This is a genomic window from Steroidobacter agaridevorans, assembly GCF_009932555.1.
In the GTDB taxonomy this organism is placed as follows: Bacteria; Pseudomonadota; Gammaproteobacteria; order Steroidobacterales; family Steroidobacteraceae; genus Steroidobacter; species Steroidobacter agaridevorans.
Map to the genome: position 1 here is coordinate 375,649 of NZ_BLJO01000002.1, position 22,974 is coordinate 398,622.

A 22,974-nucleotide genomic window follows, 5' to 3' on the forward strand; every position below is an offset into this window, starting at 1 on the left:
CTCCGGGATTCAGTCCATGAGTGCGCGGCGAGGCGCAGTGTGGGCCTGACGTGTGTTCAAACACAGATCGAGTAGGCTGGTCACGTCCAATATCAACGCCAGCTGGCCCGTCCCGAGGATGGTCGAACCGCCGATGCCCCGAATGCGGCTGAATAGCCGTGACAGGGGCTTGATCACCGCCTGCATCTCGCCGAGCAGGTCATCGACGACGATGCCGATGCGCTGGCCGGCGCAGCGGATCACCACGATGCTCTCGCGGCGCGAGGCAGATGATCGGAGGGAGAACATTTCACGCAGTCGCACGAACGGCAGCACCGCTCCGCGCAGATTGATGTAACGCTGGTCGCCGTCGGGCGAGCGATGCTCATCGCCGAGCTCGACGCACTCTTCGACCAGTTCCAACGGAATCACGAAGGAGGAGTTGCCCACGCCGACCAGGAAGCCATCGATGATGGCGAGCGTCAGCGGCAGGCGAATGCGCACCGTGGTGCCCTCGCCTTCCTTGCTGTCCAGTTCGACCGTGCCGCGCAGCGCATTGACGTTGCGCTTGACCACGTCCATGCCGACGCCACGGCCGGACAGGTTTGTCACCTGCTCCGCCGTCGAGAAGCCCGGCTCGAAAATCAGCGCAAACGCTTCGCTGTCGGTCAGCGAGCTGCCATCGGCGATCAGGCCGCGCTCGATCGCCTTGGCGACGATGCGCTCACGCTTCAAGCCGCCGCCGTCGTCGGCGACTTCGATGACGACCGAGCCGGAGTCGTGATACGCATCCAAGCGCACCACGCCTTCGACGTTCTTGCCCCGCGCCCGACGGACCTCGGCAGTTTCAATGCCGTGATCGATGGCATTGCGCACCAGGTGCGTCAGCGGATCGGTGATGCTCTCGATCAAGGTCTTGTCGAGCTCGGTCTCGGCGCCGCCGATCTCGAGCCGGATCTCCTTGCCGATCTCACGCGCCACGTCGCGCACGATGCGCTGGAAGCGCGAGAACGTCGGGCCGATCTGCACCATGCGCAGCTTGAGCGCCTGGTCGCGTACTTCTTCGACGAGGCGCGCGAGGCGCAGCGTCGATTCATTCAATTCGGAAAGTCCCGCTTTACGAGCGGTAATCGTGGTCGTGGCTCCAGCCGTCACCAGCTCGCCGATCAGGTCGATGAGCTTGTCGAGCTTGTCGCCATCGACACGCAGCGAGCGGCTGTCGCTGCTCTTGCTGGCTTTGCTCTCTTTGGCGTCGACCTCGCGCTTCTCGGCTGCGACTTCTTGGGCGGCCGGCGCTTGCGGACGAACCTGCAGAGTGCAGTCCTCGCGCACGAACTCGAACGCCGCTTCGATGCGCTCTTGACTCTCGCTGCTGGCCAGCTCGATCTCGAAGCCCAGATAGCAGGCCTCGGCATCGAACTCTTCCACGGCCGGCAGACGCTCGGTCAACGACTTCAGCGCGACAATGTCGCCGAGCGTGCCGAGATAACGGATGAACGACAGCGGGTCCATGCCATTACGCAGGACCTCGGTATGAAACTGCACATTGATCTGCCAGTGCTCGCGGCCTGCGGCCGGCGCAACCGGAGTCGTGGCAATTGTATGCGTCATTGCTGAGCCAACTCCGCCTGCGCGCGCAGTCAACCTCTGTAGCAAGCCCTCGCCCTTGGTGGCGAGCTGGATGTCGTCGGATTTGCCGTCGGCGACGGCGTTCACCAGGTGTTCGATGTGGTCGCGGCATTCGAGCAGGATCGCAGCGAGCGTGCGGTCCATCTGCAGCGTGTTGGCGCGTACCCGATCCAACACGCTTTCGACCACATGAGTGAAGGCGACGATGCCGTCCAGGCCGAACAGGCCGGACGAGCCTTTGATCGTGTGGGCCGCACGGAAGATGGAGTTGACGGCTTCGGCGCCGGTCTCCCCCTGCTCGCATTCGAGCAAGGCCGCTTCCATTTCGCGCAGCAACTCGCGGCTTTCCGCGATGAAAGTAGGCAGTGCGGAGTCGGTCATGCTGCGGCCTGCGTCGGGTCGGTCGTCAGGGCGACGTTGCAGAGATCGAGCACCTCGGCCACGCACTGGCTTGGCCGCACCAGGTCGAGACGATGACCGTTCGCCTCCACGATGCGGCGAGCCATCAACACCAGCTGCAAGCCGGCGGTGTCGAACTCGGACACGTCCGACAGATCGAGCTTCACATCGCCAGCATGCGCACGCACCGAGGCGAACAAAGTCTGCGCCACTTCATTGGCGCGATAGATGGTCATCTCGCCATCCACTCGCAGCTCGCCCATCGAAAGTTTTTGATCCAGGTCCATCGTATAGTCCTTCGGCTCCACGGTACGTATCGGCCGGGAAGCGCGTTGGATGAAGCGCGGAGAATCCCTGAATGTCCTTCGGGCAGGTCACCCTGGTGCCTATAAGACATCGCCCTGAGTAGCGCGGTGCGACTGTGCTGCACGTCCGCTGCGGTAATTGATTCTTCTATCGCGGCCGTCGTAGGGTTAGTTTGTTGTTGAAGCCGTTCACGGAACTCACATGACCTCATTGCAAATCGTCGGGCGACGCAGCTCGCATTTCACGCGCATCACTCGCCTCTTCGCCGAGGAGCTCGGCTTGTCGTACGAAGTCGTGCCGATCTACGACATGACGGCGCAGGACTCGACGATCTATGCGAACAACCCCGCGCTGAAGCTGCCCATCCTGCGCGTCGGCGACGAGGTCGTGTTCGGCACTGAGAATATTTGCCGTGCAATGGCCGAGCGCGCGCATAAATCAGTCGCAATCGTGTGGCCGGAGCAACTTCGCGGCAATGTTTCGCGCAATGCCCAGGAACTGGTCTGGCATTGCATGACCACGCAGGTGCAGATCGTGTTCGGTACCGCGATCGCCAAGCTGCCGGGAGACAACCTTTATTTCGAGAAGGCACGCCTCGGCTATGCGGGCGCGCTGGCGTGGCTGGATGCTCACGTGTCGGACGCGCTGAATGCGCTGCCTGCCTCGCGCCAGTTGAGCATGTTCGAGGCTTCCCTGTTCTGCATGATCGAGCATCTGCACTTTCGCCCGACCCTGCCGGTCGAGCAGTACTCGAATCTCGAAGCCTTCAGGAAATCCTTCGCGGCGCGCCCATCGGCGCAACGCACGGCGTATCAGTTCGACGTGCCGCCCGGTAACGGTTGATCTCAACCAGCCGACGCAAGCGCTCGCTCGGCCAGCAGGAACGCACCGGCAATCCCGGCTCGCGTTCCCAGCTGTGGGCCGCAGATGTACGAATCGATGGCGCCGGGCTGACTCAACGGCTCGAGATAGTCCTTGAGCGCAGTCGCCGCCGCGGCCCGGATGTGAGGAAGTAGCAGGCCATTGGCCATCACGCCGCCGCCGAAAACAACGCGCTCGACGGAGACCATCAGCGCAATCGTGGCGACCAGTTGTCCGAGATAGCCGCCGATGATGGACCACGCTTCGTGGTGAGGCGGCAGGGCATCGAGCTGGCTGCGCCAACGCGCCTGGATCGCAGGGCCGCTCGCCAGTCCTTCCAGACAATCGCCATGAAACGGACACACGCCGGGAAAATCCTGTTCTCGCGCGTCTCGACGCACAAAAATATGCCCCATCTCGGCGTGCATCAGTCGACGCATTCCCAGATCGTGAGGCGCCACGCCGCCGCCGATACCGGTGCCGACGGTGACGTAGGCAATCGAGCCCAAGCCACGTCCCGCCCCGAGCTGCCACTCCGCCAATGCAGCGGTTGACACGTCCGTATCGATCGACACGGGCGCATTGAAACGCGACTGCAGCGGCTTCAACAGATCGACACCGGACCAACCGGCCTTCGGCGTCGCCAGCATCCGTCCATGACTGGGCTCATGAGCACGCAGATCGATGGGCCCGAAGCAGCCGAAGCCGAATGCCGCGATCGGCCCGAATTTCTGTTCCGCTGTGCTGAAAAACTCCACGCACGCGGCCAGGGTCGATGGCGCGCTCGCCGTCGGCAGCACCACGCTCTCGAGCACGTCTTGCGACGATGTGCCGACCGCGCACACGAACTTGGTTCCGCCGCCCTCGATGGCTCCGTATAACAAGGCGTTCCGCTCCCCGATCGAGTTTCTATTGATGTCGTCAATATAGCCTTTCAGCCCGGCGTGAACCGCATCACTCAGGCCGCTTCGGCAATCCCTCACTTGAGGTGAACGGCCTCTCAGTTCAGCAATGCATGCAGGTCTGGACCCTCATGGCACGGCTGCCACGGCCGAAGAGCTAGCATGTCTTCTGAAAGTCCCCTCTCGACCGGCCTCGAATCCTCCGCTGTGGCCGTTGCCGAGGCGGGCGCTGCGCGTGCCCCGATTCCGTCGAACGAGGCGTCTCGCCTGCTGGCCTTGCAGGCCTACGACATCATGGACAGTGGCCAGGAGGCGCGCTACGACGACATCGCCCTGCTCGCCTCCCAGATCTGTCGCACGCCCATGGCGTTGATCTCGCTGATCAACGAAGACCGGCAGTGGTTCAAATCCAAGATCGGGTTGGAGGGCACGGAGACCCCGAGGGACCTGGCGATCTGCGCGCATGTCATCCTGGAGCCGGACAACGTTTTCACGGTGGCCGATGCGCGGCTCGACCATCGATTCTCTGCAAATCCATTGGTCACCGGCGCTCCACACATTCGCTTTTATGCAGGCGCGCCGCTTGTGTCCGCGGACGGTCATGCGCTCGGCGCATTGTGCGTCATCGATCGCGAGCCGCGACACCTCCCGCCCGATCAGAAGGACGCCCTGCTCGCTTTGTCACGCCAGGTCATGGCGTTGATGGAAGAACGTCGCACGTCGGCCGCGCTGCGCGGAGCGATGCAAGCCTTGACTCGCAGCGAAGCGCTGTTTCGAGAAGCGTATGAGAACGCGCCCATCGGCATCGCGCTCGTGTCGCCCGAAGGCGAGTGGCTGCGTGTGAATCAATCCTTGTGTGACATGCTGGGTTACGCGGCCGATGAGTTGACTCGCACTACGTTCCAAGCCATCACGCACCCCGAGGATCTGGAGTCCGACTTGCTGCTGGTGCGGCGGATGCTGGCTCGCGAGATTCGCACTTATCAAATGGAGAAGCGTTACCTGCACCGGACGGGCCACGCCGTGTGGGCGCTGTTGAGCGTATCGCTCGTGTGGGACAAGTTGCGACCGCTGTATTTTATTTCGCAGATCCAGGACATCACCGAACGCAAGAATATCGAGCGCGGCAAGGCCGAGTTCCTGACGATGGTGAGTCATGAGCTGCGCACGCCGGTGACGGCGCTGCGTGGCGCGCTGGGAATTCTTGCGGCCGGCGCTGCAGGTGAATTGCCGCCCAAGGCTCAGGCGTTGACCGCCCTCGCCGATCGCAATGCCGATCGATTGCATCGCCTGGTGAATGACATTCTGGATATCGAAAAGATCGAGTCGGGCGCCTTCGCCTATCGTCGCACCGACATCGATCTGAATCAGCTGGTGACACAGGCTGCCGTGGAGCTCAGGCCCTACGCCGATCAGTATCACGTCAAGATCGAGGTGCGCTCGGACCTGCCCCGCGCCTTCCTGCACGCCGACGCCGATCGGTTGATGCAAGTGCTGGCGAATCTGATTTCGAACGCGGTCAAACACTCACCTTCGGGCGGCACCATCGACGTGCACGTCACCCGCACGGATCAAAGCATCCGGGTCAACGTCACGGACCGGGGTGACGGCATTCCCGAAGAGTTCCGCCGCGATATCTTCGAGAAGTTCGCGCAGGCCAATTGGACCGCGACCAACCGCAAGGGCGGCTCCGGCCTCGGCCTCAACATCAGCCGCGCGATCATCCAGCATCACGGCGGGGTCCTGGCTTTCGAGACCGAAGTGGGCGTCGGCTCGACGTTCTATTTCGAGCTGCCGATCCTTTAGACCCTAGATAAACCCGATCATCCGTCCCGCCATCGCGACGCTGAACCACGCGGCGAGCGAGATGCCGACGCTGGCGCGGGCGAATCTCGGCGTCGGGGATGTCTGCGCCGCGGTCTGGCGAAACAATACAAGCTGCACGAGCACGGCCACGAAGAACAGGATCATCTTCAGGCGGAACGCCGGATTGTAGAAATACAGCTTCGGCGTGGCGATGAACATCAACGTGCCGCTCAGTGCGGTGAGCGCAAGGCCCACCCACACCAGCTTCGTGGCTTCCTTGGCAATATCCGTCAACGGCTGCTGTTTGAACGCCAGGCCGACCAGGTGCAGGCCGATCAGCACCAGCGACGCAAGCAGCGCGACCAGCCCCATGACATGAACGATCTGCAGGCCGGCGCCGACCAGGTGATCGGTCTTGCTGATCGCGTGGGCCAGCGCGCTGTCCTGCAGCCAGGAGAGGATTTCAAACGTCGTCATGTCAGCCCCAGGTCGGCAGGTAAGGAATCAAGCGGCCGCATACCACGACCAGCGTCCATAGCCCGAATGAAGCGACGCCCGCGTAGGCGACACTCGAAGGCAGGACCGTATGGCTCTCCTGCACCGGCGCACGCTGGGCGATCACCAGCTCGAAATACAGCGCATTGAGCCCGGCGAAGAGCATGAAGATCATCTTCGCAACGAACGCCGGGCTATCCAGCATTCGCGCCGCCGCGGACCAAAACAGCAGACCGCCGGAGACAAACACCGCGATGAAGCCTCCGATGACGTACGGACGCAGATGACGCAGCACGTCGATCACCGGCACTCGTTTCATGAACAGATTCATCAGGCGCAGATCGGTGAGAAAGATCAGACCGACCGAGATCGACAAGCCGATGAGGTGAATGCCCTCGATGACGGGATAGGCATAACGCGACTCGGCGATGGCCACGCCAATCGCCGACGCCTCGATCTGCTCCGCCAATGCATACAGCGTAGACATGAAAGCTTTCCGAGCGGGTTATTTGGCGCCGAGCACGGCGATGTTGCCGAACGGTCCGTTGTTCTCGACGCAGATGCGCTCATAGCGCTCGATCAACGGCTCTTTGCCGGGCGGTTGATTGGCGAGCGCCACTTCGTAGTGCCAGCCATCGGGCTCGTCCTGGAGCGAGAAGCGCCGCGCCGGAATGGTCGCCGTCCACGGCCGCGTAAACACGGTCGGATCGGTAATCGTCGCCACGTAGTTGTAACGAGTGCCATCGCTGTTGAAGATGTAACGCTCTTCGATGTGCACGTTCTCACTGAAGAACTCGCCGGTGCGAGCCAGGCGCGCCTTGGCGTTGTTGTTCGTCACATCGACGATCAGCGTATTGCCTTCCCAGCGGCCGCGCGAGTCGGCGTTCCACAGCTTGATGTTCTCTGGCAGGTGCGGCTTGCCATCCAGATGGATGACGCGCGTACCGGAGTTGAACAGGAACAGCACGTAACCGGGGAACTGCCGGATCTCATAGCCATGCCACGTGAACGACTTCGGTACACCGGCCGGCGCGCAGCGCGCGAGCGGCTCGATGTACTCTTCCTTGATCGGGTTGTGGAAGTACTTCAGAAAGTCCTGCTGAACTGCGCGCGCCCACGGTTGGAATGGCACCTCACCGTCCGCCGGATCGCTCACACGACTGGGCGCTCGCTCGGAACGCGGCGTCTTTGGCGGACCGTTGCGTCCCGGATCGCCTGGCACGCCGCCTTGCGGATCGGTCCAGTTGTTGTGATTGGCGATGGTGTTCGACCAATGCCCCTGCACGTCCGGTTGCCCGTCCGCCAGACGCTTGCCGGTCCATCGGCCCGGCTCGAGTTGCGTCACGGTCTTTTCGCGTTGAATGCCCGCACCCGGCGGCGGCTGTTGCGCGTGAGCCTGCGTCCCAGCGAGCAACGCCGCCGCCGTTGCGATCTGTACCAACCAATTCGTCTTCATGCTGTAAGCCATCATTCGGTCGTGCCCTGCTGCGGCACCGGGTAGAACTTGTCGTAGCCGAGCGTGAAGCAATAGTTCTCGATTAACTGGAAGTCCTTCTCGCGGTGCCGGTTCAGCAGCACCGTCAAGCTCCAGGGGCGCGAGAACACGTCGGGGTCTTCCAGGGTCGCCTGATACTCGAGCGTGTTCTCGTCGAGAAACTGCCAACGCTCGACCACATGCAGCTTCGGGCCATGGAAGTTGCCGGCTCGGTCCAGCCAGGTTTCGGTGTTGAAGTCGGTCACGTCGACGACCAGCGTGTCGCCTTCCCAATGACCGCGCGAATCGCCGAGATAAAATTCGTTGTCCGTGACCTCGGGATGCAACGTGCCATTGGTGTGAATGGTCCGCACCGAGTGGCCGAACTGGAACAGCAGCGTCAGATCGCGATCGCGCTGGAAGATCTGGAACGGCTCGCGATAGTAGATGCCGCGCGGCGTGCCGAGCGTCCAGCATTTCAAACGCGGATCCTCGACGCCGCGAGCGGCGAAGTTTTTCTTCTTCTGCTCCAGGGCCGCGGGCAGGTATGGAATGTATTTTCCGTCAATCACGCCGGCGCTCGGCGGAGCGTCGGCGCGACCGGAGTGCGGCTCCAGATCGTATTCGGCCGCACTGGTCGTTTCCCAAATGCCCGAGAAGTCTGGCTTGCCGCTCTTCAGTCGCGGAATCTTCGGTGCGGCCGTTGCCAACGATGCGGCCAACAACCCACCCATCAGTACCGCCGCTAGGCGCGCTTTACTTGTTGATGTCATCGTGGCTCTCACCGAGTCACGCTCGCCGTGCGCGCGGACGGCGCGTCTTGAGCGCCGCCGGTCTGGAACTCACGTCCATCCGGCAGCCTGACGATGACCGAATAGCCGTATGGCCCGCCGTTCTTCGCGAGATACCCGCGGATGTGAACTTCGGTGCCCGGTGCGACATCGGCCTTCTTCAAACCGATCTTCGCCAGCTGATTCGGCGCGCCGAACTCCACACCCCAGTTGGTCACGGCGCCTTTCGCATCGGTCACATCGAAGTACAACCAGCTATGCGGATTGACCCACTTGATCTTCGTGACCTTGCCTTTCAAGTCGATCGGCTTGTCGGCATCGAACTCCGCCGCGAAGGCATGATGCGCGGCGACCTGGCTCGATCCCGCCAGCAGATAAGCGGCAGTGAGCACGGATAAGAACGTTTTGGCGTTTTTCATACTGCTTCGATCAGAATGTGAAGGTCACGCCGCCCTGGATGAAGCGGCCGGACGCGCCGTTGGGCGCAATGAACGAGTACGGATTGATGCCGCTCGAGCGGTTGCCGTCGACGTACTTCTCCGGGTACTTGTTGAACACGTTCTGCACCAGCAGGTTCAAGCGCAACCCCTGCAGCAGTTCGTAATCGCAGCCCACATCCACATACGTCTCGGGCGAGAATTCCTGGTCGATGTTGCCGTTCGGAGTCGCGAGGCCCGGTACATTGCCGACGTTGTACGTGTAGCTGTCGTAGTACGTCCCCGTCAGCTCGAGCGACCATGGGCCCTGGCTGTAACGGCCATTGAGGATGTATTTGCTCTTCGGCACGCCAGTCTCGGCGTCGCGGATACGCGAGTTGCCAATCACGATAATGTCCGTTCCACCTACGTTGACGGAGCGATGCACGCTTTCGACTTCGGTGTCGAGGAAGCTTGCCGCCGCGGTGAGGTCGAGCGTGCCGGCCGAGAAGTTGATTTGTTGCCGGCCCACGAGATCGACGCCGCGAGTGCGCGTATCCCAGGCGTTCAAGTAGTACGTAGCCTGCGTGTAGCCATTCAGGCCAATCGCATTGAACGCGGACGTGACAGTCGCGCCTTGGATGGTGTCCGTGATCGTGATGACATCGTCTACGTCGAGCTGATAAGCATCGACGGTTACCGAGCTGGTGCTCGTCGGACGCAGCACCAGGCCCAGCGAGATCGTCGTCGACTCTTCTGGATCGAGCGGCTTGGCGCCGAAGCCCGCGGCTTGCACGTCATCCGAACGGAACAAACGCGTGCGGCCCGGCGTGAGAATGCTCGTACCGTTGTTGGTGAACGTGCTCGTGTAACCCGTGGACTGATTGCCCAGCTGCGCGAGGCTCGGCGCATGGAAGCCGCTGCTGAGCGTGCCGCGCAACGCCACGGCTGGAATGAACTCGTAGCGGCCGGTCAGTCGATAGTTGGTCGTGCTGCCGAAGTCGGAATAGTCCTCGAAGCGCGCCGTCAAACCCAGATCGAGCTTGTCGAACACAGTGAAGTCGAGGCCGGCGTAGCCGCCGTAAACGTCGCGCGTCACCGAGCCTGCGTCGATGGGATTGATGCCCGAGGTCGACGAGCCCGTCGCCCCGACCACCGAGGTGTCGGTCGCGAAGTTCACGCCCGGAAATAGCGACGCGTACTGGTTATAGATTCCGCCCGGGCCATACAGCGAGGCGATCGTGCGACCCGCAAGCGGACCGCTGGTGTAGCCGGCCGCATCGCCGAAATCCGCGACACCCCAGTACTCGTGTCGATACAACACGCCCGAGGACACGACCGAAGACTGTAGGCCCGGAATGTTCAGATCCTTGGTGTAATCCAAGGTCACGCTGGTCGTGCGGCTCTTCCACGAGCCGAGATAGAACCTGGTCGGGCTGTCCGGACCGTAACTCGGATTGATGGTGTTCTCGGTGGTGCGGCCCGTCTCGTTCTGGCCGAACGAGACCGCGAAATCGAGATCGCCGAGCGCCGCGCCCTCATAGCGCACGCCAGCGACGGCTGCGACGTCCTCGGCGTCGTAAGTCATGAACGGTTGATAACCATTCGGATACACCGGAATCACCGCGGTTTCGGACACGCGAGTCGGCTCGGTTGCGCTCGCGACGCGCGTGTTCGCTTTGACAATGCGCTCGGGATTGACGTAATTCAGCGCCGATTTGTCGGCATAGTTGGCCCAGCCATAGGCACGCACGCTGTCGCTCAGGCCGAGCTCGGCATTGATCAGCGCGGTCCAGTTATCGCGCGTGGATTGGCCCCACTGGCCATACTTCTTATTGAATGTTTCATTGCGAGGATCGCCGTTCGGGAACAGCTGACGCCAGTCCGCCTCGCTGCGATCGACGTTGTCGTTCTTCAAGCGATCGATGCTGACATTGACGAAGCCGTCTTCACCGAGCGATGTGGCGATATTGCCGAGCAGCTGATGCGTTTCGCCGCCGCCATCGCTGTATCCGCCGTAGCGACCGCCAAGCTCCGCGCCCTGCGAGTCTTTGCGAAGCACGACGTTGATGACGCCGGCGATCGCGTCGGAGCCGTACTGAGCGGCTGCACCGTCCCGCAGGACTTCGACACGCTCGATCGCGTTGACCGGAACGGTGTTGATGTCGACGACCTGCGCCGCCGGCCAGGGATCCGTGCCGGAGAGCTGAGCTGACAGATGACGACGCTTGCCGTTGACGAGCACCAGTGTGTACGCAGGCCCCACGCCGCGCAGCGACGCCGAGCGCACGCCCTGCCCCTTCACCGCGTTCTGGCCCTGCGGGAAATTGAAAGAAGGATGCAGCTTCGAGAGCGCCTGATTGACCGTCACCGCACCGGTCTGTCGCAACTGTTCGGGCGTGATGACATCGACGGGCGCCGTGCTGGTCAGAGCCGTCGTGTTCTCACGGGCAGTGCCGAGTACCACGATGCTGTCGATTACACCGGCGTCCGTGCCTGCTCCATTTGCGTCCACATCCTGTGCGTGCAAGGTCGACATCGATCCAAGGCTCAACAAAGAAACAAAGGCCGCAGCAGGGACGCGACGCATGATGGCAATTCTTCCTCGAAAGACCTACAGGCGGCGCAATCTAGCGACGCGCGCTCATGCGGCGAAATGCCGTGTCGTTATTTGAATTGCATGGAACCGTATGTGATCGCTTTCTAACCTGGCCACGACCGGGAGCACGGCGAAAAGTGACCGCCGCCTTCCTTGCCGTGATCTTGTGACCGCCGCGTAACTCGAAGGCTCAAGGGCTGTTACGGGCTTGAATCGCTCGAACTGGATTGTTGGCGCCTCGCTCGCGCAAGCGGTGCTTCGAGAACGGCCCCTGTCATGCCACTGCAATCTTTCCTGAGACCGTAACAATCGAGCAACAAATCCTTCATAGAATGAGCGTGCACACCGCGATTGATAGAAGGCATCGATGAACACATTGGCTCCGTTCTCCCGCGCCCTCGCGATTGCCGCAGCCGCCTTTGCGCCGTCGAGCTTCGCCGAGAGCCTGGAACTCTTCATGGATACCGAGACCAAGCAGATCTATGCGGAGCCCGGCCCCAAGCGGGTCCCGCTGGGAAAATTCCGGCCGGTGGATGAGCCTGAAGCCGATGCGACCGCGCAGGCGCCTGGTAACGACGCGCCCGCCGAGCCGCTCGAACAGAGGCTCGAACGCAACGAGCAAAAGGTTGCCGCCCTCGAGGAACGCAACTCGGATTCTTCACGGAGTCCCTTCAACGACCGCTTTCAGATTCGCGGCTATCTGCAAACCCGCTACACCGAGATGCTCGGCGGCGACGAAGGCATCAACCTTTGGTCCGACCGCTCGGTCGGCGATCAGAATTCCCTCGGCGATGCCGACAAGAACTATCTGATTCGGCGCGCGCGCCTGGTTTTCCAGGGCGATGTCGGCGACAGGCTGTCCTTCTACATCCAGCCCGACTTCGCCAGCAGCGCCGGCACCACCGGCAATGTCGCGCAGATGCGTGATGCCTATGGAGATGTTTATCTGACCACCGACCGAGTGCATCGGCTGCGCGTCGGTCAGTCCAAAGTGCCTTTCGGTTGGGAGAATCTGCAATCGAGTTCCAACCGCCTGGCGTTGGATCGCGCCGATGCGCTCAACAGCGCGGTGCGCGACGAACGCGATCTCGGCATCTTCTATTACTTCACACCGAAAGGTGTGCAGGCCCGCTTCGATGAGATCAACAAACGCGGCCTCAAGCACAGTGGCAATTACGGGATGTTCGGCGTGGGCCTGTACAACGGTCAGGGCGCAAACCGCGGTGACCGCAACGACAATCAACACGTCGTCGCCCGTGTGAGCTATCCATGGAAGTTCGCTGGCGGACAGTTCTTCGAAGCCGGCGTACAGGCCTACAGCGGCGAATACGTTCCCAGCACCGCGGCTTACCGGGCGCCCGATGACGTGAGCCTCACACCAACCATTGCCGATGAATTCAGATTCGGCTACGACGATGAGCGCGTGGGTGTGAGCGCCATCTGGTATCCGCAGCCCTTTGGCATACAGGCCGAATGGAACTGGGGCACCACGCCGGGGCTCGACGTCGCGACCAATAGCATCGTGGAACAGGATCTCGAGGGCGGCTATGTGCAGGCGATGTACAAGCTCGACCATCGCTTCGGCACCTTCCTGCCATTCGTCAAATGGCAGTATTTCGGCGGCGCCAGCAAGGCCGAGAACAACGCGCCGCTCAACGAAGTGAACGATCTCGAGATCGGCGTGGAGTGGCAGATCGCGGCGCCCCTGGAACTGGCGGCCGTCTACCATCGCATGAACCGCACCAACCTGGTGACCGGCAACCGGGCCGGTCGCATCGACTATCGACGTTTCGAGGCCGACGCATTGCGCCTGCAATTGCAGCTCAACTTCTGAGCTTGACGTTCTTGCCAGTGCGACTACTTCACCCGGCCGGCAAAGCCGGGGGTGAGCACGGCGATCTTATAAGCCGCGCCCCGACCCACGATATAGAGCGTCTTCTTGCCTTCGCCTGCGAAGGCGAGATTCTGCGGAGCCTTCGGCAATGGAATCGTGCCGAGCGCCGCACCCTTTGAATCGAACACCTGCACACCGGCCGCAGACGCCACATACAAGCGTCCCTTCGCATCGACTGCCAGACCGTCGGCGCCACTCGTGACGCCGGTTTCCGTCTGAGTCACACCGTCGAGCTTGGCAAAGTTTCGACGCCTGCCGACCGAGCCATCGTTCTGGATGTCATAGGCCAGGATGTGATCCCCGAAGGTGTTGGCAACGTAGAGCGTCTTCTCATCCGGGCTGAGCTGAATGCCATTGGGACGTCCGACATCCGTTGCAAGCCGTTTGAGCGCGCCCTTGGGTGGCAAGTAATAAACGGCCGTTTGAGGCGCTGGCTGCCCCGGTTCCGGGCGCGCACCCGGATCGGTGAAGTACACGCCACCGCGCTGGTCGACGACCAGATCGTTCGGACGGTTCAATGGCTTGCCCTCGTATTGATCGACGAGCACTCGCTGCTTTGCCGCCGGCGCCAACACCGCGATGCCGGGCTTCGTCGTTTGAACCGCGATGAGCTCACCGGCGGCATTGAACGCCAGGCCGTTTGCACCGCCGGAGTTCTCCAGATACGGCGAGATGCTGTTGTCAGGCGCGATGCGAGTGATTTGATTGATCTGCCCTTCCGTGAACGCCACCGAGCCGTCAGGCAGCGCAATCGGCCCTTCCGTGCCTTTGAAGCCTTCCTTGATGAGCACGATTGGTGTGCCGCCCGCGACGACACCTTCGATGGCGGGCGTCACCAGTCCATCGGCTTGTGCGCCGAGCGCAATCAATAAACCGGCGAGCGGCCAGGAGCGAATCTTGTTCATGTGAGTTCCCTGTTCGATCAGAAGCTGGAGCGCAGGATCACGCCGACGTAGCGACGCGGGCCGATGCCGTCGTAGCCCACCGGTGCGCTGTTGCTGAAGTCGTTGACGCTGGTCGTGTACTTGGTATCGAACGCATTCTTCGCGACGATGCTCAGTTCGTACTTCGCCGAATCCGTCTCGTGCGTGATGCCGGCGCCCAAATCCGTGAGCGAGTAGCCGGACTGCTCGCCGTACGGCGACAGCAACTGCTCCAGGTTGTGCTTGGAGCGATAGACATGGTTGCCGAAGAAATGCGCACCGAAGCCCGACGCCAGCGGCAACTGGTAATCGAAGCCAAAAATGCCGGTCCAGCGCGGCGCGCCGACGATCTGCCGGCCGGTGTTGTTGCAAACCGCGACCGATGACGGGAACGAGCGCGGGCACGTGGCGGTCGACCAGTCTGTGTATTCCGCCTCGTTGTACGCACCGCCCGCTGTGATCTGCAGGTTCTCGCTCACGCGAAAGGCCGCATCGAACTCCGTGCCGACCGCCCGGATCTCCGGAATGTTTCCGAGCCGGGAGCTGAAACCGGTGGGCGATGTCGGATCCGGCTCGCTCGTGACGTTCTGATAGTCACGCACACGGGTGTAGTAGACATTCACGTTCAGCGTCAGCAGATCGTCGAAGAATTGGCTCTTCACGCCGGTTTCGAAGTTCAGCGACTTCTCCGGCTCGACGTTCGCAATGCCGCCGTTGTTGTCGAACGCCACCGCGCCGGATTTCTCGCCGGCACTCGCCGAGGCATACAACAACACGTCGTCGCTCAACTGGAAGCTGGGATTGATGAGCCAGGCGATCGAGTCATCCTTGATGCGCGTACCTTCGATCGTTCCGTAGTTGGCGCCCGTCTGCGCCGAGCGGATCGCGTCGGCGGTCGCATTGCCGGTCGACACCAGCGCCGAGCCATCGAGCAGCGTCGTGCGACGATAGACCACGTTGGTCTTGTATTCCCAGGTCTGACGCAGACCGATCGTCACGCTGGCTCGCTCGGTCAGATGCCAGTTCACCTGGCCGAACACGGCGGCGCTATCGGACACCGGCTTCTGATTGGTCACTGCGAAGACGTCGCGCAACGATGCCTGCAGCAGCGGTCGGCCCGCGGCCGTATTCAGAGCGCGATACTGCGAGTCGCTGGCATAGAACGCGCCGGCATCCGCGCCATACGTGTTGCGGCTGGTGGTGTCCGTATCGATGTTGAACAGGTAGATGCCTGTCTGATAATCGACGCGATCGTTGATCGCGCCCGTGAGACGAAACTCCTGCGAGAGCTGACGCGTATCCACCAGCGTGCCGCTGCGCGCGACTGCAAACCGGGTCTGTTCCTGATCGTTCTTCGCGTCGAAGTGAAACCAGCGCGCCGCGGTGACGGATGTGAGCTCCACCGCGCCTGCATTCCAAGTCACAACGGCAGACGCGCCGTAGTTATCTGTGATCAGCGGTCGCGCCATGTCCAGCTCGATCTTCTCCCACGAGCCGATGATGGGCGTGTAGCCACCGAAGTAATCGCGAGCCAGACGCGTCGTGTATGTCGTCGAGCGCACCGAGCCGTCGTTCAGCGTCGTCGGATCGACCATGAACGGTTTGGTGTTGCTGTTCTCATGCGTGAATGCGCCGTCGAGATTCAGCTTTACGGACAGCGCACTGCTCGGCTGCAGCAGAAACTGCACGCGACCCCCATGGCGATTGCGCTCGTGCCAATGCCCGCCGTTGGCGACATTCTCGATGTCGCCTTCCTGTCGGTCGACAAAGGCGGATGCACGGAACGCCAACAGATCGTCGATCAATGCATTGGAGTACGAGCCGCGCGCCTTATATGACTCCGTGCTCAGGCCGCCTTCGAGTTCCAGACTGGCTTGCGGAGAAAAGGATGGCGCGCGGCTGGTGTATTTGATCGCACCCAGCGACGTGTTCTTGCCGAGCAAGGTGCCTTGCGGACCGCGCAGGATTTCGACGCGCTCCAGATCGGTAAAGTCCTGATAGGTCATGCCGACGTGACCCAGGAACACATCGTCGACGATCACGCCGACGGCAGGCTCCATGTTGTCGTTGCCGCTGGTCTTGCCGATGCCGCGAATCGAGATGCCGGAGCGGCGCGCGTTCGGCGTGGTTGCAGTCAGGCCGGGCGCTCGCTGGCTCAATTCGGCCACGGTGAACGTGCGATCGCGATCCAGCGTGGCGCCACTCAGGACCGAGATGGGAATCGGCACTTCCTGCGCGCGCTCGGAGCGATTGCGAGCGGTGACCACCACCTCTTCCAGCCCGCGATCGGCCAAGCCAGACCCGCCGCTGGCGTCCTGAGCGAACGAAGCAACATTCAACGCCACGCCGCCGCTCAGCGCCGTGACCAACCCGAGCCAATGTTTCATGTGATGAGACCGCATCGCGCCCCTCCTGAGGGCGGATGCAATCTATGACCAGGACGGTCAACGGATCAGTCACGAAGCGGTTGCGACTGAGTCACCTGCGCAGCAGGCGCTGCAACCGAAAGGCTGCGCGCCCCAAAGAGCGCGGCCGGGGGAATCCCGCGGGAAACCGGAAGTGCCGGCGGAATACACCGTCGGCGGCCCGGTCACCGCGGTAACATCGTATTAATAGATAACGAATCGATTGGGGTTACGAGTCGTACGGGTCGAGCGGCAGATAAGCCAGCGGCGGCCCGCCGTTCGCATCCAGCAGCACGGTCCAGAACCCCCGGCCCTGGATCGGCAACCAGCGCAACTCCGACTCTGGCACGGCGAGTTTGGCAGCCTGGACCAGTTGTTTGGCCTCGGGATGATGCTTGTAGAGCGCCTCCATCGGCTGAGCGCGCCGCTTGAGCTCTTCCTTGGCCGTCTCGTAAGGCACGTAGTAGCGCGGCTGCGCCTGGATGTCCTTGCCGGCCAACGCCGAGAACAACAGATCGTTACGTTCTTTGACGTCCGTCGGCATTTGGGTGGCGATCAACTCGGGCCCCCACTTCGGACGGGTCCGATACGGATCTCTGCCCGCCTGCAGATTTTCATCCGTGAGGTCGCTGGCGGCCACGACTTCGAAACGAGTGCCCACGAAGGCCACGTAGACAGGACGCGCATCGGCAATGGACAGCACGCCGTAGACGAGCGCCGCGAGCTGCACGGCGCCGACGATGCTGTAGTCGGTGATCAGCTCGCGTCGCGACTTCTTGCTGTTGTAGATGACCAGCGAGATGAGCGGACCGAGCGCCAGATCGCAGGCGCTGATCAGCAGGAACAGCTTGGTGCCTCCCATCATGGCCTGGAAGGGATCCGGAAACCAGACGAAGAAGATCACCGCCGCGGCCACGGCAGCCACCGCCGCCGTGACCAGGAAATGCAGCAGCAACGCACGAAACTTTTCGCGCCAGACGATCATGGGACCCACAGCTCCAACGACACGAGACTCGCAAATTATCCAAAGCGGCAGGCCAGCGGTGTGTGCGATGGATCACATCGCCGGCTGGTCCCGATTCATCCCGGGGCTGGGGCCGGCGCCCGTCGCCGCCTGAGCCTTGCTGCTCGCAATCGCAATCGGCACGCCGATGCCGAAGGCGTGCACGATCAGACTGGTGATGAGCAGGATGGGCACGAATTTGACCTGGCTGGGAAACGCCGACAGCGGCAGCACCACCAGGTTCATGACCCAGTAAACGAGAAATCCGTACAACGCCCCCCACCCGATCGGGTGCGTCACCAGGAACCGCAACCGGGTGCTGGCGAAGTAATAGATCGCCGCGATGATCAGCATGAGAACGAAGTGCAACACGAAGCCGAGAATCGCGGTGGCCACACCGCCTTGAAACGCAGGCGAGCCCAACAAGCCGCTCGCGACCGACTGGAGCAGGCGCATCGGCGGCACACCGCGCGTGGCCGAGAAGCCGATCGCGTAGGTGATATCGATGGCGCCGGCGACCAGGCCGCCCCACAAAATGGCGTAAACAGCGCGATTGCGCGTCATCGTTCTGTCCCCTTGTGTCCTACGGCGCGTCGGCCGCTTGTTCTTGCCATTATGCGAGCAATCTAGCGAATCGGCCGGCAAATGTCTGCGGCCAATCCGAGGGCGGATCCGGCTACGGCATGTGGCGATCAGCCTGTTGCCGGGTCTGAGCTATGCTGCGCGCTGAAGTGAGTATCGGATGCGCTCGATGGCGAAGATTCCCCCTGGCGTCGGCCCGCGGTTTCCCCAAGTCGTGGTGCTATTCGGCGCAACCGGCGACCTGGCGCGGCGCAAGCTGCTGCCCGGCCTGTTTCATCTGACCAGTGTCGGCTTCATTCCCGGCTGCCGCATCGTCGGCGTCTCGCTCGATGAGTTGAGCCCCGACGGTTTTCGCGAACTGGCGCGGGAGGCGCTGACCCAGTTCTCGGCGCGGCCGGTCGCCGATTCGGAATGGCAGGACTTTGCAAACAGCCTGGATTACGTGCCGCTGAGCGCCGGCGCCGCGGCGCTCAAGGCGGCGGTCGAAAAAGCCGAGACTACCTTCACTGGCGAAAGCCGCCGGCTGCACTATCTGAGCGTACCGCCGAATGCGGCGCTGTCGGCCGTGCGCATGCTCGGTGAGGCCAGGCTGGTCGAGCGCTCACGCATCGTCATGGAGAAGCCGTTCGGCGTGGATCTCGCCAGCGCCGTGAATCTGAACAGCCATCTGCACGAGGTGTTCAAGGAAGATCAGATTTTTCGTATCGATCATTTTCTCGGCAAGGAGCCGGCGCAGAACATTCTCGCGTTCCGTTTCGCCAACGGCCTGTTCGAGCCGATCTGGAACCGCAACTTCATCGACCACATTCAGATCGATGTGCCCGAAAGCATCGGGCTGGCAACGCGCGCCGCGTTTTATGAGGCGACCGGTGCGTTCCGCGACATGGTCGTCACTCACTTGTTTCAGATCCTTGCCTTCGTCGCCATGGAGCCGCCGACTTCGCTCGAGCCGATTCCGATCAGCGAGGAGAAATACAAAGTCTTTCGCAGCCTGTGCCCGATTCAGCCTGGCGATGTGGTGCGCGGCCAGTACGCGGGATATCGCTCCGAGGAAGGCGTGAATCCGCAGTCGGACACCGAAACCTTCATCGCCTTGAAGTGCGTGATCGACAACTGGCGCTGGGCCGGCGTGCCGTTCTATCTGCGCACCGGCAAGCGCATGGCCGAAGGCCAGCGCATCATCTCGATTGCGTTTCGCGAGCCGCCGAAGAGCATGTTTCCGGCCGGCTCCGGCATTGGCGAGCGCGGCCCGGATCATCTCACCTTCGACCTGGCCGACCAGTCCAAGATGTCATTGTCGTTCTATGGCAAGCGCCCGGGTCCGGGCATGCGCCTCGACAAGCTCAGTCTGCAATTCGCCATGCGCGACACCGGCCTGATCGGCGAAGTGCTGGAAGCTTACGAACGTTTGATCCTGGATGCGATGCGCGGCGATCGCACGTTGTTCACGACCGCCGAAGGCATCGAGCGGCTGTGGGCGCTCTCGACCGGGCTGCTGGAGCATCCGCCGCCCATCCGGCCTTATCCGCAAGGCTCCTGGGGACCGAATGCCATCCACCAACTGATCGCGCCACGCGCCTGGCGCTTGCCGTTCGAGCGCGTCTGGCGCGATCCGGACAAGTTGGGCAGTTGATCTGTATACAAGAAGCGCAGCCTCCCGGCGGGCTCGCTGCTCCTTGTCGCTGAGCCGCAGGTTGGATATACCTGCCCGCCATAGCCAATCTGGCGCCGATGGAAACCAATAATGCTGTCGATGAAGGGGAGCTTCTGGGCGGTGGTGGCAACGTTGGCGGCGGCAGCCGGCGCCGCGCATGCGGCCGACGATCCCGACACACGTACGTTGAGTGAGCTGCGCGCCGATCTCGACGCACGCAAGACCACGTCGGTCGAACTGGTCGAGGCGTTCACGCGACGGATCGAGGCCATCGACCGAAACGGTCCGCAACTGCGCTCCGTCATCGCAATCAATCCCGACGCGCTCAAGCAGGCCCGTGCGCTCGATAAAGAGCTGCAGACCAAAGGTCCGCGCGGTCCCCTGCACGGCATCCCCGTGCTTCTAAAGGACAACATCGAGTCCGCCGATCCGATGCCGACGACCGCGGGTTCCCTGGCGTTGGTCAACAACTTGACCAAGCGCGATGCTCCGATTGCCGCCAACCTGCGTGCGGCCGGCGCCATCATCCTCGGCAAGACCAACTTGAGCGAATGGGCAAACTTCCGTTCCCGCAGCTCGACCAGCGGCTGGAGCGCGGTTGGCGGTCTGACCAAGAATCCGCACGTGCTCGATCGCACGCCTTGCGGTTCGAGCGCTGGCAGTGGCGCCGCCGTCGCCGCGGGCCTCGCGCCAGTCGCCGTCGGCACGGAAACCGACGGCTCCATCATCTGCCCGTCGGCAATGAACGGCATCGTCGGACTGAAGCCGACGTTGGGCCTGCTCTCCGGCAAGCACATCATTCCGATCGCGCACAGCCAGGACACCGCAGGTCCGATGACGACCAACGTGAAAGACGCCGCGTTGCTGCTCGCCGCGCTGGTGGGCGACGCGCCCGCTTGCGATCCGCCGTCCGCCGGTTGCGCCAAGTCCGATTACACCAAGGGCCTCGTGCCGACGGCGCTGAATGGCAAGCGCATCGGGGTGCTGCGTTTCGAGCCCGGTCGAAACGCCTATATCACGCCCGTGTATGAGCGGGCGCTCGATCATCTGAAGGAAGCCGGCGCCACGCTGATCGAGATCGAGATGCCGGACCTGCCCGGCGTCGACGCAGCCGAAGACATGGTGCTGCATGCTGAATTCAAGGCGGACCTGACGGCCTACCTGGCAGGCTCGCCCGCCAAGATCCCGGTGCGCTCGCTGGAGCAGCTGATCGAGTTCAACAAGAAGACGCCGGCGGAGCTCGCGCTGTTCGGTCAGGACACGTTCGAGAAGGCCAACGGCATGCCGCCCCTGACCGATGCGAAGTACATGACCGCGCGCGCCGATGGCAAGCGTCTGGCGGGCGTTCAGGGCATCATGAAAATGCTGGCCGAAAACAAGCTGGATTTGATTGTCGCCCCGAGCACCGGCGTCGCGCCGCGCGTCGATTCGATCAATGGCACTCGCTCTCCGGGTTCGTTCACTTCCCTGCCCGCCGTGGCGGGCTATCCGCACCTCACGGTTCCCATGGGTGAGCTGAAAGGCTTGCCGCTGGGAATGTCCTTCATCGGCGCGCCGTGGTCCGAAGACGTGCTGCTCTCGGCGGGTTATGCATTCGAGCAGCGCGCGAAGGCGCGCATCACGCCGAAATTCACGCCAACGATCGAGACCGAGCAGAAGGCATTCGCCCCGGCGCTGCCGTCGCTCTAGTGCCTTTCGATCGGCGGCAGTTCTCGCTGCCGCCGATGCCTGCACCGCCGTGCAGGTAGAATACGCCGCATGGCAACGCCCGAACCCACATCGACCCGCCGCTCCCCCGCTTCGATCAGCGTCATCGTGCCCAGCTACAACGGCGGCCAGCGGATCGCCGAGGCGCTCGATTCGATCCTCGAGCAGACCTTGCCGATCGAGCAGATCATCGTCGTCGACGACGGCTCGAGCGATGACACGGCCAACGTGGTGGGCGGCTACAAGAACCGCCGGATCCAGTACCTCCGCCGGCCGCATGAAGGCATGGCCAGCGCCTGCAATGCCGGCCTCGATGCCGCTCGCGGCGACTTCGTCACCTTTCTGTATGCCGGCGACCGCTGGAGTCCCTCCTTCGCCGAGCGCATGCACGACTATCTCGCCGAAGATCCCGGCATCGCCTGCGCCTTCAGCAATTTCGTCCACCTCGATGACTCGACCGGCAAGATGCTCGGCGATCAATTCCAGCTCTATCCCGAGATCAAGCGGCCGGTGCTGCTGCGAGACGCCCCGAATGCGCACGGTCGCATTCCGAAGGAACGAGCGTTCGGCGCATTGGTGAGCTGCAGCGACATTCCAGCCTATCTGCAGGTGATGATGTTCCGCCGGAGCGCGATCGAGAACCTGCGCTTCGAGCCCGCCCTCGGGCAAGGCGCCGACACGAGCTTCGCCCTGCAGGCTTTCATGCGAGGCATGGTCGTGTTCACCGATGAAGTCCTGGCGATCGTGCGTCAGCCGAGCGGCCAAGCTGCCCCGGACCTTGCGGTTCCCAAACTCGGTGGCCTGAAAGCACTCGCGCCGCATGTCACTCGAGACCGCGACCTGGCCCCATACCAGGAACGTCTGATCAAAGCTCACATCGACGCGGCGCTGTCTTTGATGAAACGAGGCCAGGTGCGTGCCGGCCTGCGCACTTATAAGGATACCTTCCAGTTTCCCGGCTCGGGACTGCGCAAGTTCAAAGGCTCGTTACGTCTGTTCGCGGCGTTGCCACAGGGCCTGGCGAAGTAATTTTCGTTCAGCCGTCTCAAATTCCTCACGACCTACGAAACAAAATCCCGAGTTGAACGTTTGCATAGGCGGCGGATGCCTCAATTTTGCAAACAATAGTGCCGGCACGCGTGAACTGAC

General features: G+C 62.4%; 19 protein-coding genes. 6 read left to right on the forward strand and 13 right to left on the reverse strand.

Annotation, left to right across the window (positions count from 1 at the left end; all coding sequences use genetic code 11):
- Window positions 1–9: 9 nt before the first annotated feature.
- Window positions 10–1,989: a chemotaxis protein CheA gene (locus GYH35_RS08540; protein WP_161828170.1), complete on the reverse strand. Its 1,980-nt coding sequence runs from the start codon at window positions 1,987–1,989 to the stop codon at window positions 10–12.
- Complete coding sequence (locus GYH35_RS08545) at window positions 1,986–2,294, reverse strand: STAS domain-containing protein (protein WP_161828171.1); 309 nt, start codon at window positions 2,292–2,294, stop codon at window positions 1,986–1,988. Before GYH35_RS08545 ends, GYH35_RS08540 begins: the two co-directional genes overlap by 4 nt.
- 220 nt (window positions 2,295–2,514) lie before the next feature.
- On the opposite strand from GYH35_RS08545, the gene GYH35_RS08550 reads away from it, so the two are divergent.
- On the forward strand, window positions 2,515–3,156 hold the full coding sequence (locus GYH35_RS08550; RefSeq protein WP_161828172.1) for a glutathione S-transferase family protein: 642 nt from the start codon (window positions 2,515–2,517) through the stop codon (window positions 3,154–3,156).
- Window positions 3,157–3,158: 2 nt separating this feature from the next.
- On the opposite strand, the gene GYH35_RS08555 is transcribed toward GYH35_RS08550, so the two are convergent.
- Window positions 3,159–4,058, reverse strand: coding sequence for an ROK family protein (locus tag GYH35_RS08555; protein ID WP_161828173.1), 900 nt, complete (start codon window positions 4,056–4,058; stop codon window positions 3,159–3,161).
- A gap of 180 nt (window positions 4,059–4,238) precedes the next feature.
- Here GYH35_RS08555 and GYH35_RS08560 point away from each other — a divergent pair, with 180 nt between their 5' ends.
- Window positions 4,239–5,882: a GAF domain-containing sensor histidine kinase gene (locus GYH35_RS08560; protein WP_161828174.1), complete on the forward strand. Its 1,644-nt coding sequence runs from the start codon at window positions 4,239–4,241 to the stop codon at window positions 5,880–5,882.
- A gap of 3 nt (window positions 5,883–5,885) precedes the next feature.
- Here the strand turns inward: GYH35_RS08560 and GYH35_RS08565 are convergent, their stop codons facing one another.
- The 6 genes from GYH35_RS08565 to GYH35_RS08590 are packed head-to-tail and all read right to left on the reverse strand — an operon-like array spanning window position 5,886 to window position 11,648.
- The gene (locus GYH35_RS08565) at window positions 5,886–6,359 is read right to left on the reverse strand and encodes a DUF6644 family protein (RefSeq protein ID WP_161814972.1); all 474 of its coding nucleotides are present in this window, start codon (window positions 6,357–6,359) and stop codon (window positions 5,886–5,888) included.
- A gap of 1 nt (window position 6,360) precedes the next feature.
- On the reverse strand, window positions 6,361–6,864 hold the full coding sequence (locus GYH35_RS08570; protein ID WP_161814971.1) for a DUF6644 family protein: 504 nt from the start codon (window positions 6,862–6,864) through the stop codon (window positions 6,361–6,363).
- Window positions 6,865–6,882: 18 nt separating this feature from the next.
- Window positions 6,883–7,833 (reverse strand): hypothetical protein, encoded by a 951-nt coding sequence (locus GYH35_RS08575; protein WP_161828175.1) that lies wholly within the window; start codon window positions 7,831–7,833, stop codon window positions 6,883–6,885.
- An 11-nt stretch (window positions 7,834–7,844) separates the two neighbouring features.
- Complete coding sequence (locus GYH35_RS08580) at window positions 7,845–8,624, reverse strand: hypothetical protein (protein ID WP_202624169.1); 780 nt, start codon at window positions 8,622–8,624, stop codon at window positions 7,845–7,847.
- Window positions 8,625–8,632: 8 nt separating this feature from the next.
- Window positions 8,633–9,061, reverse strand: a complete 429-nt coding sequence (locus tag GYH35_RS08585) for a DUF6152 family protein (protein ID WP_161828176.1) — start codon at window positions 9,059–9,061, stop codon at window positions 8,633–8,635.
- 10 nt (window positions 9,062–9,071) lie between these two features.
- Window positions 9,072–11,648 carry a TonB-dependent receptor plug domain-containing protein gene (locus tag GYH35_RS08590; protein ID WP_161828177.1) on the reverse strand — a complete coding sequence of 859 codons (2,577 nt, stop codon included), beginning with the start codon at window positions 11,646–11,648 and terminating at the stop codon, window positions 9,072–9,074.
- 376 nt (window positions 11,649–12,024) lie between these two features.
- On the opposite strand from GYH35_RS08590, the gene GYH35_RS08595 reads away from it, so the two are divergent.
- Window positions 12,025–13,491: a porin gene (locus GYH35_RS08595; protein ID WP_202624170.1), complete on the forward strand. Its 1,467-nt coding sequence runs from the start codon at window positions 12,025–12,027 to the stop codon at window positions 13,489–13,491.
- Between the two features lie 23 nt (window positions 13,492–13,514).
- Here the strand turns inward: GYH35_RS08595 and GYH35_RS08600 are convergent, their stop codons facing one another.
- From GYH35_RS08600 to GYH35_RS08615, 4 genes are all read right to left on the reverse strand, one after another.
- Window positions 13,515–14,456, reverse strand: coding sequence for an SMP-30/gluconolactonase/LRE family protein (locus GYH35_RS08600; protein ID WP_161828178.1), 942 nt, complete (start codon window positions 14,454–14,456; stop codon window positions 13,515–13,517).
- A 17-nt stretch (window positions 14,457–14,473) separates the two neighbouring features.
- On the reverse strand, window positions 14,474–16,876 hold the full coding sequence (locus tag GYH35_RS08605; protein WP_161828179.1) for a TonB-dependent receptor: 2,403 nt from the start codon (window positions 16,874–16,876) through the stop codon (window positions 14,474–14,476).
- 232 nt (window positions 16,877–17,108) lie between these two features.
- Window positions 17,109–17,864, reverse strand: a complete 756-nt coding sequence (gene tfpZ, locus GYH35_RS08610; protein ID WP_161814965.1) for a TfpX/TfpZ family type IV pilin accessory protein — start codon at window positions 17,862–17,864, stop codon at window positions 17,109–17,111.
- A gap of 72 nt (window positions 17,865–17,936) precedes the next feature.
- Complete coding sequence (locus GYH35_RS08615) at window positions 17,937–18,446, reverse strand: hypothetical protein (RefSeq protein WP_161814964.1); 510 nt, start codon at window positions 18,444–18,446, stop codon at window positions 17,937–17,939.
- Window positions 18,447–18,633: 187 nt separating this feature from the next.
- Between GYH35_RS08615 and zwf the strand changes: the two genes are divergently transcribed.
- The 3 genes from zwf to GYH35_RS08630 all read left to right on the forward strand — a co-directional run bounded on the left by zwf (window position 18,634) and on the right by GYH35_RS08630 (window position 22,854).
- Window positions 18,634–20,097 carry a glucose-6-phosphate dehydrogenase gene (gene zwf, locus GYH35_RS08620; RefSeq protein WP_161828180.1) on the forward strand — a complete coding sequence of 488 codons (1,464 nt, stop codon included), beginning with the start codon at window positions 18,634–18,636 and terminating at the stop codon, window positions 20,095–20,097.
- 111 nt (window positions 20,098–20,208) lie between these two features.
- Complete coding sequence (locus GYH35_RS08625; protein WP_161828181.1) at window positions 20,209–21,807, forward strand: amidase; 1,599 nt, start codon at window positions 20,209–20,211, stop codon at window positions 21,805–21,807.
- A 69-nt stretch (window positions 21,808–21,876) separates the two neighbouring features.
- Window positions 21,877–22,854 (forward strand): glycosyltransferase family 2 protein, encoded by a 978-nt coding sequence (locus GYH35_RS08630; RefSeq protein WP_161828182.1) that lies wholly within the window; start codon window positions 21,877–21,879, stop codon window positions 22,852–22,854.
- The last annotated feature ends 120 nt before the right edge of the window (window positions 22,855–22,974 follow it).

Excerpts from the sequence above, each read along its gene's own strand:
- GYH35_RS08545 (WP_161828171.1), bottom strand. The coding sequence starts at position 2,294 with ATGGACCTGGATCAAAAACTTTCGATGGGCGAGCTGCGAGTGGATGGC.
- GYH35_RS08615 (WP_161814964.1), bottom strand. The coding sequence starts at position 18,446 with ATGACGCGCAATCGCGCTGTTTACGCCATTTTGTGGGGCGGCCTGGTC.
- GYH35_RS08575 (WP_161828175.1), bottom strand. The coding sequence starts at position 7,833 with ATGAAGACGAATTGGTTGGTACAGATCGCAACGGCGGCGGCGTTGCTC.
- zwf (WP_161828180.1), top strand. The coding sequence starts at position 18,634 with ATGGCGAAGATTCCCCCTGGCGTCGGCCCGCGGTTTCCCCAAGTCGTG.
- GYH35_RS08605 (WP_161828179.1), bottom strand. The coding sequence starts at position 16,876 with ATGCGGTCTCATCACATGAAACATTGGCTCGGGTTGGTCACGGCGCTG.
- GYH35_RS08585 (WP_161828176.1), bottom strand. The coding sequence starts at position 9,061 with ATGAAAAACGCCAAAACGTTCTTATCCGTGCTCACTGCCGCTTATCTG.
- GYH35_RS08580 (WP_202624169.1), bottom strand. The coding sequence starts at position 8,624 with ATGACATCAACAAGTAAAGCGCGCCTAGCGGCGGTACTGATGGGTGGG.
- GYH35_RS08590 (WP_161828177.1), bottom strand. The coding sequence starts at position 11,648 with ATGCGTCGCGTCCCTGCTGCGGCCTTTGTTTCTTTGTTGAGCCTTGGA.
- GYH35_RS08570 (WP_161814971.1), bottom strand. The coding sequence starts at position 6,864 with ATGTCTACGCTGTATGCATTGGCGGAGCAGATCGAGGCGTCGGCGATT.
- GYH35_RS08595 (WP_202624170.1), top strand. The coding sequence starts at position 12,025 with ATGAACACATTGGCTCCGTTCTCCCGCGCCCTCGCGATTGCCGCAGCC.
- GYH35_RS08630 (WP_161828182.1), top strand. The coding sequence starts at position 21,877 with ATGGCAACGCCCGAACCCACATCGACCCGCCGCTCCCCCGCTTCGATC.
- GYH35_RS08600 (WP_161828178.1), bottom strand. The coding sequence starts at position 14,456 with ATGAACAAGATTCGCTCCTGGCCGCTCGCCGGTTTATTGATTGCGCTC.
- GYH35_RS08625 (WP_161828181.1), top strand. The coding sequence starts at position 20,209 with ATGCTGTCGATGAAGGGGAGCTTCTGGGCGGTGGTGGCAACGTTGGCG.
- GYH35_RS08560 (WP_161828174.1), top strand. The coding sequence starts at position 4,239 with ATGTCTTCTGAAAGTCCCCTCTCGACCGGCCTCGAATCCTCCGCTGTG.
- tfpZ (WP_161814965.1), bottom strand. The coding sequence starts at position 17,864 with ATGATCGTCTGGCGCGAAAAGTTTCGTGCGTTGCTGCTGCATTTCCTG.
- GYH35_RS08550 (WP_161828172.1), top strand. The coding sequence starts at position 2,515 with ATGACCTCATTGCAAATCGTCGGGCGACGCAGCTCGCATTTCACGCGC.
- GYH35_RS08540 (WP_161828170.1), bottom strand. The coding sequence starts at position 1,989 with ATGACCGACTCCGCACTGCCTACTTTCATCGCGGAAAGCCGCGAGTTG.
- GYH35_RS08565 (WP_161814972.1), bottom strand. The coding sequence starts at position 6,359 with ATGACGACGTTTGAAATCCTCTCCTGGCTGCAGGACAGCGCGCTGGCC.